Source organism: Ruegeria sp. CE8 (assembly GCF_056537465.1).
Window position 1 is genome coordinate 223,459 of sequence record NZ_JBQFRP010000003.1, and the last position, 17,923, is coordinate 241,381.

Below are 17,923 nucleotides of genomic sequence, written 5' to 3' on the forward strand. Positions count from 1 at the left end.
GGTTGGCAGGTTCATGGTTTTTCTTATTTCGGATTCTGAACATCCCCATACCGACATTCCGCACCAGAAATCGGGTTAGGTCAATGTTCGAAATCGTCATTCGCGGTACAAAAACGACATTGGTGACCAGAGTTTACCATGCTCGGCTCAGCCAAGCTTGGGGAGACCACTTTGTTCACCCCTTAAAGCAAAGAGGATTCGCTGCTTTGTTCCTACGCGCCTGACTGCTGTTTTTTCACCTCAGCTTTTTGATGTATCAATTTGATAAATCAATCCGATTCCAGGATTTCATACGCGCACGGAACCAGGTGCGCTGTCGCTTTGCGAATTGCCGCGTTGAAATCGTTGCCCGATCACGGGCCTCTTCCAGTGTTATGGTGCCATTCAGATAGGCCATAAGTTCGGGTACGCCGATGGCCTTGAATGCGGGCAGGGTTGGATCGTACTGCTCGCGCATCCTTTCCACTTCTTGCAACGCACCTGTTTCCAGCATCTGATCAAATCGGCGCGTTATCCGTTCCAGAAGCCATTGTTTGTCTACGTCAAACACGATGGGAACAGTATTCTTAACATCCAATACTGGCGGCGGGGTTTCTTCTTGCCAGTCGCTGAGACTACGGCCCGAGGCCTGTTGCACTTCCCACGCACGCTGAACCCGCGCGCGGTTCTGGGTATCGATCCGGGCCAGCGTCCGGGCATCAATCCCTTCGATCAGGGTTTCCAGTGTCAGCGTGTCGGCTTCGGCCCGGATTTCGGGTGGTGTGGCAGGTATGTCGGCCATCCCTTCGGTCAGCGCGGAAAAGTAGAGCCCCGTGCCGCCAACGATGATCGGGCGCGTACCGCCTTGCAGCAGCGGTTTCACCTCGCGCAGCCAGTGGCCGGTGGAATAGGTCTGGTCATAGGGGATATGGCCGTACAGCAGATGCGGTACGCGGGCTTCTTCCTCGGCCGACGGCCGGGCAGAAACCACACGCCAGCAATTGTAGACCTGGCTTGCATCGGCGTTCACGATCACGCCGCCGAACCGCTCGGCGATCAGCAGGGCGAGCGCTGACTTTCCGGACGCCGTCGGCCCGGCAATCAGCAAGGGCGCGTCGTTGGGAATTGGGGGCAGGCGGTCCAAAATCTGCGTTTCTGCGGGATCGGTCATTAAGCGCCGCCTCATTCCTTACCAACCGCATTGAACCTGCGGCGGTTTTGCTTCATTTTGCGCCGGAAAATAAACCCGTGCCAGCCCGGAGCGCAACATGAGCCTTTCCCCGACCGCCGCCGTAACCGAAGAAACCCCCAAGACAAAGTATGACCGCGTGATGCTGAAGATCTCGGGCGAAGCGCTTATGGGCGATCAGGGGTTTGGCCTGCATCCGCCAACCGTTCAGCGTATCGCGCAAGAGGTCAAATCGGTGCACGATCTGGGCGTCGAGATCTGCATGGTGATCGGGGGCGGGAACATCTTCCGCGGTCTCAGCGGTTCGGCGCAGGGGATGGAGCGGACGACGGCCGACTATATGGGCATGCTGGCCACGGTGATGAACGCGCTGGGGATGCAGTCCGCGCTGGAAGAGATCGGCGTGTTCACACGGGTTATCTCGGCCATCCGTATGGACGAAGTCTGCGAGCCCTATATCCGCCGCCGCGCTGTGCGCCACCTGGAAAAGAAACGGGTCTGCATCTTTGCCGCCGGCACCGGCAACCCATATTTCACTACCGACACTGCTGCGACGTTGCGCGCGAACGAAATGGCCTGTCAGGCGATCTTCATGGGTAAGAATGGCGTGGACGGGGTCTATGACAAAGACCCCAAAGAGCACGCGGATGCGGTGCGCTATGACACGGTCACCTATGACGATGTGCTGGCCAAACGGCTGCGGGTCATGGATGCTTCGGCCATTGCGCTGGCGCGCGACAACAACCTGCCTCTGATCGTGTTCGGACTAGATGAGCCCGGCGGGTTCCGCGGAATTCTGGCGGGCGAGGGGACTTATACCAAGGTACAAGGCTAACGACTGTCTCTTGATCCTGAATAAGGCCGGGCCAAGCTGCCCGGCCTTTTTTTTTAGGTGCTTTCAAAGAAACCAACGGAGTTGCCATCGGGGTCTGTCGCATAAAAGAACCGACCGGCTGGTATTTGAATCGGCTCGGACACGACTTTCCCGCCTGCATCTTCGACTCGTTTCATAACGTCTTCCAAGGCGCCATCAGCGGCCAGGTGCAATGTCGGTCCCTTCCCATTTTCGGCAGGTTTGCCGGGGTAAAGATGCAGGGCAACTCCGGTCGCGGGATCGGCGGGCTTGAACACCGCCATGGGGTTGGGCGCATCCTGCTCCAATTCCAGTGTCGCGCCGGTTACTGTAGAGTAAAAGGCGATGGCCCGTTGCATATCCCGCACAGGTAATTCTCCCCATACAAGAAAGTCCTTGGGTTTGAAGCTCATGTTCGTTCCTCACGGTCGTTTGAATGTGGCTAGAGTGCCAAAGGCTGATGACAGAATCCGGCATCAGCGGCAGAGCTTGACCGGGTCGTAATCGTCAGGTTATCTGAGCCCGTCGCAGGAGCGGGAGGATAACTGTCCCTGTGGCTGCCGCCGGACCGAGGACTCGTGACTGGGCTGCGGCTTGGCTGGAAGACCTGCCATGTTTTCGGAGCGGTCCGGGATCATGTGCGGACCGACAATCAAGACGTGGACAACGACCAAGGAGTGAGGCGGGATGACATCCCTTGATATTGATTTTGTTCGGGCGCAGTTTCCGGCATTTTCGGAACCCAACCTGCAGGGGCAAGCATTCTTCGAGAATGCAGGCGGGTCATACACTTGCAAGCCGGTGCTCGACCGTCTGACGCGGTACTATACGCAGCGCAAAGTTCAGCCCTATGGCCCCTACGAAGCAAGCCGCCTGGCCGGTGAGGAAATGGACGAGGCCCGCGCCCGGATGGCTGCCATTCTCGGTGTCGACACCGACGAACTGAGTTTTGGGCCTTCAACTACGCAAAACACGTATGTTCTGGCACAGGCTTTTCGCCAATGGATGAAGCCCGGCGAGGCCATCATTGTCACCAATCAGGATCACGAGGCAAACTCCGGTCCGTGGCGGCGTCTGGCCGATGAAGGCATTGAAATCCGTGAGTGGCAGATTGATCCTGAAACGGGTTCGCTAAACCCGATGGATCTGGAGAACATGCTGGACGAAAGCGTGCGTCTGGTGTGCTTTCCCCATTGCTCCAACGTAATCGGAGAGATCAACCCGGTCACCGAAATCACCGCGATCGCCCATGCCGCCGGCGCGTTTGTATGTGTGGACGGCGTATCTTATGCACCGCACGGGTTTCCGAATGTGGGCGACTTGGGCCCGGATATCTACCTGTTCTCGGCCTACAAGACATATGGTCCGCATCAGGGCTGCATGGTGATCCGTCGTACCTTGGGTGAAATGCTGCCGAACCAGGCGCACTATTTCAACGGGGACGTTTTGTACAAACGGTTCACCCCGGCGGGTCCCGACCACGCCCAGATCGCAGCCAGCGCTGGTATGGCAGATTATGTCGATCTGCTGTGCACTCATCACAACGGGCCCGAATCCGGCGCAACCGAACGCGGCGCCTTCGTTCACGACTTGATGCGCGCGCAAGAGGTCGCTCTGCTGCAACCGGTTCTGGATGCTGTTAAGGATCGCAATGCTGTGCGCCTGATCGGGACGTCCGATGCCAATCGCCGTGCGCCCACGGTCGCATTGGCGCTGAACCGCAACGCCGAAGCCGTTTCCGCCGATCTGGTCGGGCATGGTATCATGGCGGGTGGCGGCGACTTTTATGCCGTGCGCCCACTACAGGCGATGGGAGTCGATCTGGATGAAGGGGTGCTGCGGGTAAGCTTTACGCACTACACCTCTCAACAGGAAATTGATCAGCTTTTGAATGCACTTGACGACGTTTTGTGATCCAGTTTCCGCTCTGCTTCGTATCCGAAGAAAACACCAGGGCGGATATGGAAAACGAGCGGTCACCAGTAATAATGTGGTTCCGACGGGATTTGCGCCTGTCGGACCATCCGGCGCTAACTGCAGCTGTTGAGTCGGGGCGTCCGGTCATACCAGTGTTCATTCTGGACGGCACTGTCGAGGCCCTTGGGGCAGCTCCGAAATGGCGTCTGGGATTGGGCCTTGAAACTTTTGACCGCGCGCTTGAACAGGTTGGCAGCCGCCTGATCCTAAGGCGCGGGGATGCGCTGTCTGTACTGCAAGAGTTGATTTCCCAAACCGGGGCAAAACACGTTTTCTGGTCGCGCGCTTATGATCCCGACGCGATCGCGCGGGATACGAAGATCAAAACGGGTCTGACTGAACAAGGCGTTTTGGCCAAGTCCTTTGCTGGGCATCTTTTGTTCGAACCTTGGACTGTAGCGACAAAGTCCGGCCAGCCTTTCCGCGTGTTCACACCGATGTGGAGGGCAGTGCAAAACCGGGACGTTCCCGCGCCAAAAATCGTACCAACCGATGTGCAAGCGCCCACACAATGGCCTGCGTCAGACAACTTGGCCGACTGGAATCTGGGCGCGCAGATGAAGCGTGGAGCAACGGTCGTCGCGCCTAATGTTCGCCCCGGCGAGTCGGCTGCGTATGATGTCCTGCACCAATTTCTGGATTGCATCACCCAGTATTCCGACAATCGGGATCGTTTGGATTTGGACGGAACCTCTAACCTGTCAGAATATCTGTCTCTGGGTGAAATCGGTCCGCGCAGCGTTTGGCATGCGGTTCAGCGGGCGGGGATGACCGGCGTTCGCGGAGTTGAACCCTTTTTGCGCCAACTGGTCTGGCGCGAGTTCGCCTATCACCTTTTGTTTCACAATCCCCGTCTGTTAAGCGGAAACTGGAAGCCGGAATGGGACACGTTTCCGTGGAATACGGATGCCGATCTTTCCGAGGTGACGGCATGGCGGCAGGCCAGAACCGGTGTGCCTGCAGTCGATGCCGGATTGCGCCAGATGTATGTGACCGGACAGATGCACAACCGGGCTCGGATGATCGTTGCGAGTTACCTGACCAAACATCTGATGACCCACTGGAAAATCGGAATGGACTGGTTCGCGGATTGCTTGACGGACTGGGACCCGGCGGCAAATGCCATGGGATGGCAATGGGTTGCGGGGTCCGGACCTGACGCATCGCCATTCTTTCGCATCTTCAATCCACAGACGCAGCAAGAAAAATTCGACCCGCAGTCGAACTATGTCAGGCAGTGGATTGCCGAAGGTCAGTCCGACCCTCCCGCGACGGCACTGGCCTATTTTGCTGCGGTTCCGAAGTCCTGGAACCTGAAACCAACCGATCTGTATCCGCAGCCGGTCGTCGCTTTGGCTGCGGGCAGGGCGCGGGCATTGGCGGCTTATGAAGGCCGAAAAAAACCAGTAAGGAATTGAAAACTTGCCAGAAACACAAACTCGTCCTAGCCTATTTGCACGGCCGCACAGGGGAGAGCGGATGATTTTCACGACGACGGACGGGCAGAACGAGCTGCCCAGGTACTTTGCACAAGTCTTCAAGATGCTGAACCGGATGGAGACCGGACGGCTGGATATCGCGTTACCGGACGGTCGGGTGTTTCGATCTGAAGGCGCGAAACCGGGACCTGTTGCGAGCGTTGAGATTCATAACCCGGACGTCTTCTCGCGATTGATCCGGGAAGGCGAACTGGGCTTTTCGGATGCTTATTTGGAAGGCGACTGGAGTACACCCGACCTGCGATCCTTCATGGATCTTGTGCATTTGGGTAGTGAAACCGTTTATGACGACTTTACCGGCAAAGTTCTGGTCCAGATGTATGAACGTCTGCGGTTCTGGCTGCATAGCAACAACCGGACCCAAGCCAAAAAGAACATCTCGTACCACTATGATCTGGGAAATGAATTCTATGGGTTATGGCTGGACGATACGATGACCTACTCCAGCGCTCTGTTCGAGACGGGGCAGGAAAGCCTGGAGAACGCACAGACTGCCAAATACGCAAGTCTTGTTGACGAAATGGGTGCAAAACCGGGTGATCACATCCTGGAAATCGGCTGCGGGTGGGGTGGCTTTGCCGAATACGCCGCGAAAGAGCGTGGCCTGCGGGTCACAGGTCTGACGATCAGTCAGGAACAATTGAAGTTTGCCAGGCAACGTATGGAAAAGGCTGGACTTTCCGACATGGTCGAGCTCAAGTTGCAGGACTATCGGGATGAGCGCGGACTCTATGATGGTATTGCATCTATCGAGATGTTCGAGGCCGTTGGTCAGAAATATTGGCCGGTGTACTTCGAAACCGTGCGCGAACGCCTGAAACCCGGCGCAAAAGCGACCCTGCAGATCATCACAGTGGCGGATCATAGGTGGGATGTGTACCGTAATGGTATTGATTTCATTCAGAAATACATCTTTCCCGGCGGGATGCTCCCGGCCCCGTCCATTTTGAAGGAACAGGTGGCAAAAGCCGGCCTGAAGGTCGTGAAATCCAAGGAATTCGGCAAAAGTTACGATCTGACACTGCGTCGCTGGTATGAAACTTTCAACGACAAGTGGGACGAAATTTCGGAAATGGGTTTTGATGAGCGTTTTCGCCGCATGTGGAATTATTATTTGACCGCCTGCGGCGCAGCCTTTGACACCGGTAATTGCGATGTGACACAGATCACTATAGCGAAACCGAGTTAAGGAACGGACCCACCTAATGCCCAGTGCCGCACGTCTAATTGCCGCTGTATGCCTTTTGGTCGTGGCGTTTTTGGTTTCGGGCATGGTCATCGAGAACGGTGAAGAGGGTAAGGCCTACGGGTCATTCACTTACGTCAACATGGTCCTGGGCCTGGTCTGCGGGTGGTGGATCATGGGCAAGCGTGCCGGACGGGGCTGGACCGCTGCAGTCAACAACGGGCTCACAGGAATCGCGGCGCTGGTGTTCTGGGGCCTGTTTGTTCAGGGCGTCTATGAAATGTTCCGACTGGCCATGCGGCATCGGTTTGACGGCCCGTTCGAGGCGCTGATCGCCATTTTTCAGATCGGGATCGAATATGGCCAACAATTGCTGGCGCCTGAGATCTTGTGGACGCTGGCGATCGGTGCTCTGATTGCGGGCCTTGCTACCGAAGAAGCCAGCCGTCGCTGGCGTTGATCCAGTAATTCAAAAACCGAAAGTCTCTATCTGTGTCCGATCTGTTTTTCTACGGCACGCTCCGGCATATGCCGTTGCTCGAGCTTGTTTTGGGGCGCGCCTCGTCCCAACTTGACATATCCCAGGCATCTTTGAGCGACCACGCTGTCTATGGCGTGCAGGATCAGGTGTTTCCGATGATCTTGCGGGAAGATGGCGGAGTCGCCCAGGGTCTATTGGTCAAGGGGTTGAGCGACGAGGACCGTAAGCGGTTAATCTTTTATGAGGGCGGATTTGATTACGACCTCAGCCCTCAGTCGGTGGATTTGCCCGATCGCTCAAAGGCTCAAGCCAGCGTGTTTTACCCCGAACCCGGTCTTTGGACCCCGGATCAACCGTGGTCTTTGCAGGATTGGGCGGACGAATGGGGAGAGTTGACTGTTCTCGCCGCGCAAGAAGTCATGGCGTATTACGGCAGGGTCGATGCCGACAGGATTGCGCGCAGCTTTCCGTCGATCCGAACGCGCGCGTGGGCCAAACTGGCTGCGCGCAAGCGTTCCACGGGTGATCCAAGGGATGTAGCCAAGGATGTCATCGTCCACAGCCATACGCACGCGTACATTGACTACTTTGGCATGGAAGAGATCGCGCTGCAGCATCGTCAGCACGACGGGTCGATGGGAAAAACCCTGAACCGAAGTGGCTTGATGCAAGGCAGCGCCGTGATTGTTTTGCCCTACGACCCGGTGCGGGACACCGTGCTTTTGGTCGAGCAGTTCAGAACGCCGATCTTTCTGGCCGACGACCCCGAACCCTGGATGTGGGAACCTGTCGCCGGAATGATCGATCCCGGTGAAACACCGGAACAAGCTGCGCTGCGAGAGGCCGAGGAAGAGGCCCAGATCATATTGGACCGGCTGGAAGATGCCGGTGGAGCCTACACCTCCAGCGGGTCATCGACCGAGTATGTGTATCTCTATGTCGGTTTGGCCGATCTGACCAAAACTATCGAAGATGGCGGGCTGGCGACCGAGGGTGAGGATATTCGAACGCAAATTCTGCCATTTGAAAGCTTCATAGACCAGGTGGACAGTCACGGGTTCAAGGATTTGCCGCTTTTGGCGCTGGCTCATTGGCTTGCGCGCCATCGCGACCGTCTGCGTGGATGACTTTCGCCGCTTGTGGTTGCCGCACGGCAAAGGTAAATCTGCGTTGATCCGTAATGAAATGAGGGCGCCATGCGCATTGCACGAGACCTTGCCGACGCAGTAGGAAAAACACCGTTGATCCGGCTGCGTCGCATCAGTGAAGAGACCGGGTGCGAAATTCTCGGCAAGGCCGAATTCATGAACCCGGGCCAATCGGTCAAGGATCGTGCTGCGCTCTACATCATTCGCGATGCGATTGCGCGTGGAGACCTGAAACCAGGCGGCACCATTGTCGAGGGTACGGCAGGCAACACTGGCATCGGTCTGGCACTGGTCGGTGCATCCATGGGATTCAAGACCGTCATCGTCATTCCGGAAACGCAGTCCGAAGAGAAAAAGGACATGCTGCGGTTGGCTGGCGCCCAGCTGGTACAGGTACCGGCCGCGCCTTATCGCAACCCCAACAACTTTGTGCATTACTCGCGTCGTCTGGCCGAGGAACTGGCACAGACCGAACCCAATGGCGCGATTTGGGCAAACCAGTTCGATAACGTTGCCAACCGTCAGGCGCATGTTGAAACCACCGGTCCCGAAATCTGGGAACAGACCGATGGAAAGGTTGACGGTTTCGTTTGTGCCGTTGGTTCGGGCGGAACGCTGGCTGGTGTGGCCGATGCATTGCAGCCCAAGGGTGTCAAGATTGGTCTGGTCGATCCGATGGGGGCGGGGCTGTACTCGTACTACACCACCGGAGAGATCGCGATGGAGGGCGGCTCGATCGCGGAAGGTATCGGTCAGGTGCGCATCACCAAAAATCTGGAAGGGTTCAAACCGGATTTCGCCTACCAGATGACGGACAACGAGGCGCTTCCTTACATCTTCGACCTGCTGCGCGAAGAAGGTCTGGTCATGGGCGGTTCGACGGCGATCAACATGGCGGGCGCGGTGCGTCTGGCCAAGGATCTGGGGCCGGGCCACACCATTGTGACCATCCTGTGCGACTACGGCACCCGCTATCAGTCCAAGCTGTTCAACCCCGAGTTCCTGCGGGAAAAAGAACTGCCGGTTCCCGACTGGATGACCGAGGCCCCGCGAAGCATTCCCGGCGTGTTCGAGGACGTATGATGCTGCGGCAGGCTCGCCTGTTCGTAACTCTGATCGCAGTATGTTTTGCCATACTGGGCGGCCCTGTGGCTGCCCAGCTTACTGACCGACAAAGCGAGTACTACCAAGGGTGGGTTAAAACGGCGAACCGGGCCGAGACGGTTATCGAGGCCAATCGCGCCTCGAATGCATCGCTCGAGAACTTGCGGGCTGAAATCAATGATTACAGGGAAGATTTCAACAAAGCGCGCGGCTTGAACACCGAACGTATCCAGACGCTGGAAAACCAGATCAAGGCGCTTGGACCCGAACCGGAAGGCGACGCGACCGAGCCCGAGGATATTGCCACTCTTCGCAAACACCTGGATGAGCAGCTCAATAGCCTGGCTGTCCCGAGAATTATATCGGAAGAGGCATTCAGCCGAGCCAATGGCCTGATTTTCGAGATCGATCAGCTGCTTCGTGATCGCCAGACAAAAGAGTTGTTAGAGCGTGGTCCATCCCCATTGAACCCGATCCATTGGGGTCCGGCCTGGGTGGACGTAAACGAAGCCGCGCGGTCTCTGTTTAACGAGGCGCACCGAAATCTGAAAACCGACGTAGTGCATGAGCGGTTGCGCGACCGCGGTTTGGGTATTCTGTTTCTGGTCGTCGTTGCTGGCATTTTGCTGTTTTTTGGCAAGCGTTGGTCGGAAGCCGCCGGCGAATACCTGCGGGGCTTGGGCGGGCAGGGAAGCGGTGTCTGGTCGTTCCTGACCTCTTTGCTGCGTATTCTGTTGCCCTGGCTGGGGGTCTGGTTGCTGGTCGAAGCCATCGTTCTGACCGGAGTTCTGGGGCTGCGTGGTACGCTGCTTATGGAGAACGTTCCGTACTGGGCCGCGATTATTCTCTATTACGACTGGATCGGCCGGCAGGTTTATGTGCTGCAAGAGGCACAGGGATTCCAAAAGCTGTCCCGGCAGAAAGTAACTGAACTGCGTGTTTACCTCGACTTGTTGGCAGCCTTCCTGATCCTGCATGAACTGGTGAATCTGTTCGAACAGATCGAGAATATCTCGGACGCAACGCGTGCCGTCGTCGCCTTTCCGGTCATTATCGCCACCGCGCTGCTTTTGTTGCGTGTTCGCCGGGTCAGAAGTGTGGATATCCCGGTCGACGCGGACGAACCATCCGCAACGGCGCGCGCCGCCGGGTTCAGCCAACTGGTCGAGTTCATTCGCCGGGCCTTGTTCTTCCTTGGTATCGCCAGCCCGATCCTGGCGATTCTGGGCTATACGAACGCAGCCGAAGCCATTGTTTTCCCCGCCGTTAGGTCGCTGGTCCTGATTGCGGCGTTGGTAATTGTCCAACGCTTCCTGACATCCGTTTACGGATGGCTCAGCGGGCAGGGCGATAAGGCGAAGGACTCACTGTTTTCGGTGCTCATCGGTTTCGCCATGGCTATTCTGGCCATGCCGATCCTCGCCCTGTACTGGGGGGCGCGAAAAACCGATCTGCAAGAGGTCTGGTCGCGCCTGCTGCAGGGTTTTGACATCGGCGGTGTGACGATCTCGCCCACCAATTTCTTTACTTTCCTTGCCATTTTCGCTGTCGGCTACGGCCTGACGCGGATGTTGCAAAGCGGATTGCGAAATTCGCTGCTTCCGAAGACCAGCATTGATCCGGGCGGACAGAACGCGATTGTGGCAGGTACCGGGTATGTCGGTATTTTCATCGCGGCTTTGGTGGCAATCACGATTGCCGGTTTCAACCTGTCGTCACTGGCGATCGTCGCAGGTGCCTTGTCGGTTGGTATCGGCTTTGGTCTGCAGACCATCGTGTCGAATTTCGTGTCCGGCATCATTCTTCTGGTCGAGCGCCCGATCTCGAAGGGCGACTGGATCGATGTGAACGGGATGATGGGCTATGTCCGTGATATCTCCGTCCGGTCCACACGGATCGAGACGTTTGACCGAACCGACGTGATCGTTCCCAACTCGGACCTGATCAGCGGTGTGGTCACCAATTACACGCGCGGAAACACGATTGGGCGAGTCATTGTCCCAGTGGGCGTGGCCTATGGCACCGATACCCGGATGGTGGAGAAAATCCTGGGCGAGATAGCAAATGCACACCCGATGGTTCTGGCGAATCCGGCACCCAGCGTCGTGTTCCAAGGCTTCGGTGCAGATTCGCTGGACTTTGAAATTCGCGCCATTCTGCGGGACGTGAATTGGGTTCTGTCGGTGAAGTCCGACATGAACCACGAGATCAACCGCCGCTTTGTCGAAGAAGGGATCGAGATCCCGTTTGCCCAACGCGATGTCTGGTTGCGCAATCCTGAGACACTACAATCGAGCAAAACCCAACCCGGCAAGGGCACCGACGATTCGCCATCTGCGAATCCATCATCAGAGCCGGTCGAGATGACCGAGGCTGATTTGGCTGATGGTGACGGTGACGAGGTCTGACCCCGTTTGCGAGGCTTTTGATTGGGGGTGAATTTTCACTCTAATCGGGCCTTGCAAATCCCCCGGCGATAGTCCAAATATCGCCGGCACGGAGAGGTGGCCGAGTGGTCGAAGGCGCACGCCTGGAAAGTGTGTAGGCGGGAAACCGTCTCCAGGGTTCGAATCCCTGTCTCTCCGCCACCCACACCAGAATTTTCTAGTTTTCTGCCTGCTGGCTTTTGGTAGCAGCGCTGTTGCGTGAATGATCGTGGAGCGGACGACTATTCCCGTGACTTGGACCAGCGCAGAAGTAGATTGGCCACGATTGGCGCGCCAATGATCACCAGAACGATGCGCGTCAGATGGTGGGTGATAACGAATCCCAGATCGGCACCTGACACGATGGCCAAAACCGTCATTTCAGCCTGACCGCCCGGCGCGAACGCCAGAAAGGCTTCGACCGGCCGCCCGAATCCGAGGGTGGTGACCACCGCCGTAAATCCAGCGGCCAATACGGCCAAAACGACAACATAAGCCACGCCCGCCGCGACAACACGCCTGAGTTCCGGCCACGTGACGCCGACAAATTTGACGCCGATTTCGCACCCGATGAAGAACTGCGCCAACAGGATCGCTTCCCGCGGAGGTCGGGTATGAATGAAATCTCCGAGCGACAGCGCGGCCGTCAAGATCATTGGTCCAAGGATCGAGGCACCGAAAAGCCCGATTTTCTCTCCGCCTTTCCAACCTACAATGGCCGCGACAACCATCAGCAGCAGCTCATGCAGGGGCAGGGCAGAGGCAGGTTCACCAACCGGGTTGGTCAATTCGGCGTCGTAAAACACCGTCAGGAACAAGGGCGCCAGCGTCACGATGATCAGAACCCGTGTTCCGTGGATCAGGGATAGTGTACGTGGATTGGCGCCTGCCTCGGTGCCAAAGATGATCATGTCCTGCAATCCGCCCGGCATGGCCGCATAAAACGCCGTCTTGTCGTCAAACCCCCAGACTTTGCGGAAGAACGGTACGCCGACCAATGCAATCAGAATGATAAAGAAGGGGATCAGCATGATTGACGCCGCCATCTTGGGCAGCTCGGCAAACAGACTTGGTGTGATCGAAGCACCGACAGCGACGCCAAGGATGGTTCTGGCAGCGATTGAGATCTGTCCAAATCCCTGCAACGGCGCATGCGAAAGTGCCGCGATCAGACACGCAGACATTGGGCCGAACAGAAACGGCAAGGGCAGGCTCAACGCCCAGAAAATTGCCGTTCCCAAAATGGCCAGCGCGAATGTCAGCGACTTCCGCCTCAGGGCAGTTCGAATGGGGTTTCGGGAGGACAAAGACGGCTTCCATTTCCGTTGACTCGCGTGTGTATCCAATTGTATACAAGACGAGGAGATTTGCAATATTGAGAACGATGAAAACTCAAGATGAGACGACGCAGCCCGGTCCACAGGGCAATTCGGCCTATCAGCGATTGCTGGATGAAGTCCGTGAAGGCACATTGATGCCAGGTGACAGGCTGCGGGAAATCGAACTTTCCGAACGGCTTGGCGTCAGTCGAACGCCGGTGCGCGAGGCTATCCGGCAACTTGAAGCCGACGGGTTGGTGACGCATATCCCCAGGCTGGGCGCGACGGTCCGCAGCCTTGGTTATGCCGAAGTCATGGAACTTTATGAGATGCGCGCGGTGCTCGAAGGCACTGCGGCCAGACTGGCGGCACGTGCGGCATCAGATGTTGAGCTGGATGAGCTGAACGCGCTGAACGATCGTCTGGCCGAAGCGGGCACCGGCCCCGAGGCCGCGCGGATAAACCGGGTGTTTCACGCCACATTGCTAGATGCGGCCAAGAACCGTTTCCTTTCCAAATCCATGCTGTCGCTGCAAAAAGCGCTGTTGATTCTGGGGCCGTCTCAATTGTTGGATAGCGACCGTGCCGAGGCAGCCGTGGACGAACATCGCGCCGTTATGGAAGCCTTGAAATCCCGGGACGGTGCTGCCGCAGAGCAGGCAATGCGCGCCCATATTCACGCGGCCCAGCGAATGCGTATTCGCGCATTGCAGGAACGTGATCGGGGTATTGACGAGACATGATCAAAAGGGCGGATCTTTCGGACTTTAGCAGATCCGGCAGTCCGGATCCGCCGCCTCGGGACTTATTGACGATTGGCTTGGCACTTCGGCCATAATTCGCCGCACAATTAGGAGCACATGCGCCTATTGAATTTGTCCTGGGCTCATTTTTCCGCTCGGCAGGTTGTTTACCAAAACAAATAAGATAAATTAAATCTATCAATTTGAAACCTAATGCTGTTTCTGGGGCAAGTGTCTGACCACATGAAGAAAAACGACATGATCGACCTGAGCGATTTTCAGCCTTTGCGCGCAAGCCGCAATTACCGGATTTTCCAGCATCCGGCCATTGATTGTGCGCTGTTGAAGGTCAGGGTGGATGAGCCGGTTCGCCATCATGCCGTTCCGCGCTTTGCGGAAAGGCGATATGGCAATCTGCGCCAGTGGAACCGCGAAGCGAATGAGTATCTGGCCGCGTTAAACCGCAAATGTCCCGAAATTGAACGGCTGGCGCATTTTATGGGATACGCAGCCACATCGTTGGGCCCGGCGCTGATCGTGGAAAAACTTACCGGTCCTGATGGCGATCTGGCTCCGACGCTTGAGTCCGAACGTGTGGCGGCGCTCAACGACCCGGAAAAGAGCAAGCAGCTGCACAGTGAGTTTCTGGAACTGATGGATGACCTGGAACGAGGTCGGATCATTGTTGGCGACCTGAGCTTTGACAATATCGTTCGCGCGGAAGAGCGGAGCGGGAAGCTGGTTGTCATAGATGGTGTAGGTGAAAGGGTTTTGATACCACTCACCCTATTTTCCGATTGGGCTTTCCGTCAGTCGATCCAGCGCCGTCGGGCGCGCATGGCCAAGGAATTCGCTTTGGGTTGAAGGCGCACAAGCCGCCAGGTTCAGCTGGCGGCCTTTAGGGGGTTGGTGCTGTTGACCTCTCGACCGACTTCGCGGATCAACGCCATTGCGGCGGGGTTTCGACGTTTGACATGCATGCGTGCGACATATGCGATAGTCGGAGGGGCAGGGAAGACTCCGTCGATCATCTCCATGTCCGGCGTGACATGTATCCCGTTCAGCAAAGCGACCCCCAAGCCTGAGCGCACCGCGGATTGGATGCCGGCGGCGCTGGGGCATTCCAAAACGTTGTCGAACCTGTGCCCCTGCAAGCCAAATCCCCACTTCCGATAGAAGCATTGGCTGTCGAAGGAAAGAAATGGAACGGGCGCTGACAGCTTCATCTGAAAATCCGGCGATTTGACCCAATGCAGCGAGTCCTCGAACAAGATCAGATCGTCCGGCAGGACGTCTCGAAGAAAGATCTGCATCACGGCCACATCAAGTTCACCGGCTTTCAGCCACTTTTGGACATTCAGGCTTTGGCTGGTGCGCGTGCGGACCTGAACGTCTGGGTATAACCGGGTGAAACGACCCAAAATGCGGGCGATGCCGCTGGTGGTAGTGTCCTCGGTCATGCCGAGGCGAATGGCTCCTGCCATGGGTTTCTTGCCCAACCCAGCAAGCGCCTCGTCGTGCAGTTCGCATATCCGGCGGGCGTAGTCGCACAGGCGCAAGCCTGCATCAGTAAACAACGGGGCTCCCGCACGGCGCGCTAGCAGATCGCAGTCTAAAGCTTGTTCCAACCGCCTGATTTTGTGGCTCACGGCCGACTGTGACAGTGCAAGATGTTCGGCAGCGCGGGTCACTCCGCCATGGCTTGCGATGGCCAGAAGGGCACGCAACGCATCAATTTCCAACCGTTCGGCCATATTTTTCTCCATGACAAATCAAGATCAGAACATGCCAATCATTCATTTGTGTCACATTGTAACGCTGGGCTACTGACAGGAAAAGTCAAAATTGCGGAGCTTGGACATGGAACACCTCGTAAAAGACCACGCGCTGATCAACGGCACGCGCATTGCAATTGGAACCTTCGGTGACGGAGACCCCGTCGTTCTGATCCATGGTACGCCGTCCTCGTCCTTCATCTGGCGCAACGTCGTGCCCGAACTGACGGCAGCGGGTTATAGGGTCCTTGTGTTCGATTTGTTGGGCTATGGACTGTCCGAACGACCTTCGGACCCGGAGGTCGATACGTCGGTGACAGGTCAGGTACCGATCCTTGAGGGGGTGCTGGACCTGTGGGGCGTGGATGATCTGCACATTATCGCTCATGACATCGGCGGCGGTGTGGCGCAGCGTTTCGCGCTTCAATCGCCGCAGCGCGTGCGGTCCCTGACCATGATCGATGTCGTCAGTTTTGACAGCTGGCCGTCTGAACGGACGCACCAGCAGATGCAGGCCGGGCTTGAGTCGCTGATCAAGGCTTCGGACGCCGATCATCGCGCGCATTTTCGGGACTGGTTGTATTCGGCGGTTCAGAACAAGCAGCGGCTGGCGGACACGTCTTTGGAAACTTACCTCGATTTCATTAGTGGCCCGATTGGGCAGGGCAGTCTGTTTCAACATCAGGTCCGGCATTACGCCCCGGATCACACCAATGATGTTGCCCCGCGCTACGGCGAACTTGGCGCGCTGCCGGTTCAGTTGATTTGGGGCGCTGACGATGCGTGGCAAGTAGTGGACTGGGCGCACAAGCTGCACGCAGCGATCCCCGGATCGGAACTGCACGTGTTGGAAGACTGCGGCCACTTCGCGATGGAGGATCAACCCGAGCGGATCTCGGCGTTGCTGGTCGATTTTCTAAAGCGAAAGGGTTGAGGTATGACCAACCGAATTGAATCCCCCAACCGACGTAACCTGACAACCGTGTTCGAGATCACCGGATCGGTTTTGGCGATGGCCTACGCCTTGCTGATCGCCTCGAACATAGGGGCCGAATTGTTGGGCTTTACCTTACTGCTGCTGTCCTCGGCGCTGTTTGCCGCTTGGGCGGTTATCGATCGCCGCTGGACGTTCCTCTTGCTGCAAGGGTTTTACGCGACCTCAGCAATAATCGGGTTGGTCCGTTGGGCATGAACTTCGCATAGGGCTGGCGCGGAAATCCTGCTAGGACAGCCCTATGCGTAAGGAAAACAGAATCGAAATCGTCTTTTTGCTGTTTGACGGATTTCCCATGGCTTGCCTCACTTCGGTGATCGAACCCTTGCGGGCGGCCAATGAGATCGCGGGGCAGGAGGCGTTCTGCTGGTCATTGGTGTCCGAGCACGGGCAAAAGGTCCGATCCAGCGCTGGAGTCCGGTTCGAGGCCGAACGGCCTCTTGCCGAATGCAGAAACGCGGACATTCTGTTCCTGCTTAGCAGCCCGACTTCGGGCTTCGATAATGCAAATGTCGGCAATGGTGCATTGCGCAACCTTGGGCGACACGGCACCGTTTTGGGCGGGATCAGCGGCGGCGTATTTCCGTTGGTTCGCTCCGGGTTGATGAATGGCCACCCGGTTTCGGTGCATTGGTGTTACGAGGCGGCATTCCTGGCCGAGTTCCCCGAGATTGATGCCCGCAGCGAGGTGATCGTCAAAGCGGCCACCCGTTACACTGCGGCTGGTGCTGCAGCCGGGTTCGATCTGGCCCTGCACCTGATCGAGGAGCGGCTGGGTGGTGACGTGGCCCACGAAGTCGCGTGTTGGTTCCAGCATCCGATGATGCGTGGAGCGGGGGTCCGTCAGCAGGTACCTGCTGCCACCGCGCCGGACACTGGTGACAGCCTTCCGCCGCTGGTCGCGCGTTGTGTCGAGCTGTTTGCCGGGCAAATGAGCGAGCCGATCTCGATTGCGGATGTTGCTCTGCAGATAGGCGTGACACCGCGACAGGTCGAGCGGGCGTTCAAACAGGCCACAGGCCAGAGCCCCAGCCACTACTATCGCGCCATGCGCATGAAGGCGGCGCGGCAGATGGTGGTTTATACCAAGGACCCGATCGCAGAGATTGCAGCTGCGATCGGTTACGGGTCCGTTGCACCTTTGGTGACGCATTACCGCTCGGCCTTCGGGTTGAGCCCCAGCGAAGATCGCCGTCGAATCAACCGGTTCCGGGTCGAGGATAATGCGCCGCTGCCGTCGGTCTGAGTGT

At 57.3% G+C, this 17,923-nt stretch carries 17 protein-coding genes and 1 tRNA gene; 14 read left to right on the forward strand and 4 right to left on the reverse strand.

From position 1 onward, the window contains the following. Positions 1–256 precede the first annotated feature (256 nt). Positions 257–1,150: a tRNA (adenosine(37)-N6)-dimethylallyltransferase MiaA gene (gene miaA, locus ACR0AA_RS06745; RefSeq protein WP_480755704.1), complete on the reverse strand. Its 894-nt coding sequence runs from the start codon at positions 1,148–1,150 to the stop codon at positions 257–259. A 97-nt stretch (positions 1,151–1,247) separates the two neighbouring features. On the opposite strand from miaA, the gene pyrH reads away from it, so the two are divergent. After that, complete coding sequence (pyrH, locus tag ACR0AA_RS06750) at positions 1,248–2,003, forward strand: UMP kinase (protein ID WP_480661407.1); 756 nt, start codon at positions 1,248–1,250, stop codon at positions 2,001–2,003. Between the two features lie 53 nt (positions 2,004–2,056). Here pyrH and ACR0AA_RS06755 read toward each other — a convergent pair whose 3' ends face one another. Then, entirely contained in the window at positions 2,057–2,434 is a 378-nt protein-coding gene (locus ACR0AA_RS06755; protein WP_480755705.1) for a VOC family protein, read from the reverse strand. 274 nt (positions 2,435–2,708) lie between these two features. Between ACR0AA_RS06755 and ACR0AA_RS06760 the strand changes: the two genes are divergently transcribed. From ACR0AA_RS06760 to ACR0AA_RS06795, 8 genes are all read left to right on the forward strand, one after another. Further along, positions 2,709–3,935, forward strand: coding sequence for an aminotransferase class V-fold PLP-dependent enzyme (locus tag ACR0AA_RS06760; protein WP_480755706.1), 1,227 nt, complete (start codon positions 2,709–2,711; stop codon positions 3,933–3,935). A 47-nt stretch (positions 3,936–3,982) separates the two neighbouring features. After that, positions 3,983–5,416 carry a cryptochrome/photolyase family protein gene (locus ACR0AA_RS06765; RefSeq protein ID WP_480755838.1) on the forward strand — a complete coding sequence of 478 codons (1,434 nt, stop codon included), beginning with the start codon at positions 3,983–3,985 and terminating at the stop codon, positions 5,414–5,416. Between the two features lie 61 nt (positions 5,417–5,477). Continuing rightward, the gene (locus ACR0AA_RS06770; RefSeq protein ID WP_480755707.1) at positions 5,478–6,686 is read left to right on the forward strand and encodes a class I SAM-dependent methyltransferase; all 1,209 of its coding nucleotides are present in this window, start codon (positions 5,478–5,480) and stop codon (positions 6,684–6,686) included. Between the two features lie 16 nt (positions 6,687–6,702). Continuing rightward, positions 6,703–7,143, forward strand: coding sequence for a TrgA family protein (locus ACR0AA_RS06775; RefSeq protein ID WP_480661412.1), 441 nt, complete (start codon positions 6,703–6,705; stop codon positions 7,141–7,143). A gap of 32 nt (positions 7,144–7,175) precedes the next feature. Beyond that, positions 7,176–8,291, forward strand: coding sequence for an NUDIX domain-containing protein (locus ACR0AA_RS06780; RefSeq protein WP_480661413.1), 1,116 nt, complete (start codon positions 7,176–7,178; stop codon positions 8,289–8,291). Positions 8,292–8,360: 69 nt separating this feature from the next. Then, positions 8,361–9,395, forward strand: a complete 1,035-nt coding sequence (locus ACR0AA_RS06785) for a cysteine synthase A (protein ID WP_480661414.1) — start codon at positions 8,361–8,363, stop codon at positions 9,393–9,395. Continuing rightward, positions 9,395–11,824, forward strand: a complete 2,430-nt coding sequence (locus tag ACR0AA_RS06790) for a DUF3772 domain-containing protein (RefSeq protein WP_480661415.1) — start codon at positions 9,395–9,397, stop codon at positions 11,822–11,824. The genes ACR0AA_RS06785 and ACR0AA_RS06790 overlap by 1 nt, the downstream gene beginning before the upstream one ends. A 90-nt stretch (positions 11,825–11,914) precedes the next feature. Then, positions 11,915–12,004, forward strand: a tRNA-Ser gene (locus ACR0AA_RS06795). 80 nt (positions 12,005–12,084) lie between these two features. On the opposite strand, the gene ACR0AA_RS06800 is transcribed toward ACR0AA_RS06795, so the two are convergent. Next, entirely contained in the window at positions 12,085–13,149 is a 1,065-nt protein-coding gene (locus ACR0AA_RS06800; protein ID WP_480661416.1) for an AbrB family transcriptional regulator, read from the reverse strand. Positions 13,150–13,226: 77 nt separating this feature from the next. Here ACR0AA_RS06800 and ACR0AA_RS06805 point away from each other — a divergent pair, with 77 nt between their 5' ends. After that, positions 13,227–13,904, forward strand: a complete 678-nt coding sequence (locus tag ACR0AA_RS06805; RefSeq protein ID WP_480661417.1) for a GntR family transcriptional regulator — start codon at positions 13,227–13,229, stop codon at positions 13,902–13,904. Between the two features lie 243 nt (positions 13,905–14,147). Then, positions 14,148–14,768 carry a YrbL family protein gene (locus tag ACR0AA_RS06810; protein ID WP_480661418.1) on the forward strand — a complete coding sequence of 207 codons (621 nt, stop codon included), beginning with the start codon at positions 14,148–14,150 and terminating at the stop codon, positions 14,766–14,768. Positions 14,769–14,788: 20 nt separating this feature from the next. Here ACR0AA_RS06810 and ACR0AA_RS06815 read toward each other — a convergent pair whose 3' ends face one another. After that, entirely contained in the window at positions 14,789–15,658 is an 870-nt protein-coding gene (locus ACR0AA_RS06815) for a LysR family transcriptional regulator (protein WP_480661419.1), read from the reverse strand. 106 nt (positions 15,659–15,764) lie between these two features. Here ACR0AA_RS06815 and ACR0AA_RS06820 point away from each other — a divergent pair, with 106 nt between their 5' ends. Genes ACR0AA_RS06820 through ACR0AA_RS06830 form a run of 3 tightly spaced genes read left to right on the forward strand, consistent with a single transcriptional unit; the run spans position 15,765 to position 17,919 of the window. Next, positions 15,765–16,613 (forward strand): alpha/beta fold hydrolase, encoded by an 849-nt coding sequence (locus ACR0AA_RS06820; protein ID WP_480755708.1) that lies wholly within the window; start codon positions 15,765–15,767, stop codon positions 16,611–16,613. A 3-nt stretch (positions 16,614–16,616) separates the two neighbouring features. Beyond that, the gene (locus ACR0AA_RS06825) at positions 16,617–16,871 is read left to right on the forward strand and encodes a hypothetical protein (protein ID WP_480661421.1); all 255 of its coding nucleotides are present in this window, start codon (positions 16,617–16,619) and stop codon (positions 16,869–16,871) included. A 43-nt stretch (positions 16,872–16,914) separates the two neighbouring features. After that, positions 16,915–17,919: a GlxA family transcriptional regulator gene (locus ACR0AA_RS06830; RefSeq protein ID WP_480661422.1), complete on the forward strand. Its 1,005-nt coding sequence runs from the start codon at positions 16,915–16,917 to the stop codon at positions 17,917–17,919. The last annotated feature ends 4 nt before the right edge of the window (positions 17,920–17,923 follow it).

Bases quoted from the DNA above. Each gene is read 5' to 3' on its own strand.
- ACR0AA_RS06755 (WP_480755705.1), bottom strand. From the start codon at position 2,434: ATGAGCTTCAAACCCAAGGACTTTCTTGTATGGGGAGAATTACCTGTG.
- ACR0AA_RS06805 (WP_480661417.1), top strand. From the start codon at position 13,227: ATGAAAACTCAAGATGAGACGACGCAGCCCGGTCCACAGGGCAATTCG.
- ACR0AA_RS06820 (WP_480755708.1), top strand. From the start codon at position 15,765: ATGGAACACCTCGTAAAAGACCACGCGCTGATCAACGGCACGCGCATT.
- ACR0AA_RS06770 (WP_480755707.1), top strand. From the start codon at position 5,478: ATGATTTTCACGACGACGGACGGGCAGAACGAGCTGCCCAGGTACTTT.
- pyrH (WP_480661407.1), top strand. From the start codon at position 1,248: ATGAGCCTTTCCCCGACCGCCGCCGTAACCGAAGAAACCCCCAAGACA.
- ACR0AA_RS06775 (WP_480661412.1), top strand. From the start codon at position 6,703: ATGCCCAGTGCCGCACGTCTAATTGCCGCTGTATGCCTTTTGGTCGTG.
- ACR0AA_RS06810 (WP_480661418.1), top strand. From the start codon at position 14,148: ATGAAGAAAAACGACATGATCGACCTGAGCGATTTTCAGCCTTTGCGC.
- ACR0AA_RS06790 (WP_480661415.1), top strand. From the start codon at position 9,395: ATGCTGCGGCAGGCTCGCCTGTTCGTAACTCTGATCGCAGTATGTTTT.
- ACR0AA_RS06815 (WP_480661419.1), bottom strand. From the start codon at position 15,658: ATGGCCGAACGGTTGGAAATTGATGCGTTGCGTGCCCTTCTGGCCATC.
- ACR0AA_RS06785 (WP_480661414.1), top strand. From the start codon at position 8,361: ATGCGCATTGCACGAGACCTTGCCGACGCAGTAGGAAAAACACCGTTG.
- ACR0AA_RS06830 (WP_480661422.1), top strand. From the start codon at position 16,915: ATGCGTAAGGAAAACAGAATCGAAATCGTCTTTTTGCTGTTTGACGGA.
- ACR0AA_RS06760 (WP_480755706.1), top strand. From the start codon at position 2,709: ATGACATCCCTTGATATTGATTTTGTTCGGGCGCAGTTTCCGGCATTT.
- ACR0AA_RS06825 (WP_480661421.1), top strand. From the start codon at position 16,617: ATGACCAACCGAATTGAATCCCCCAACCGACGTAACCTGACAACCGTG.
- ACR0AA_RS06765 (WP_480755838.1), top strand. From the start codon at position 3,983: ATGGAAAACGAGCGGTCACCAGTAATAATGTGGTTCCGACGGGATTTG.
- miaA (WP_480755704.1), bottom strand. From the start codon at position 1,150: ATGACCGATCCCGCAGAAACGCAGATTTTGGACCGCCTGCCCCCAATT.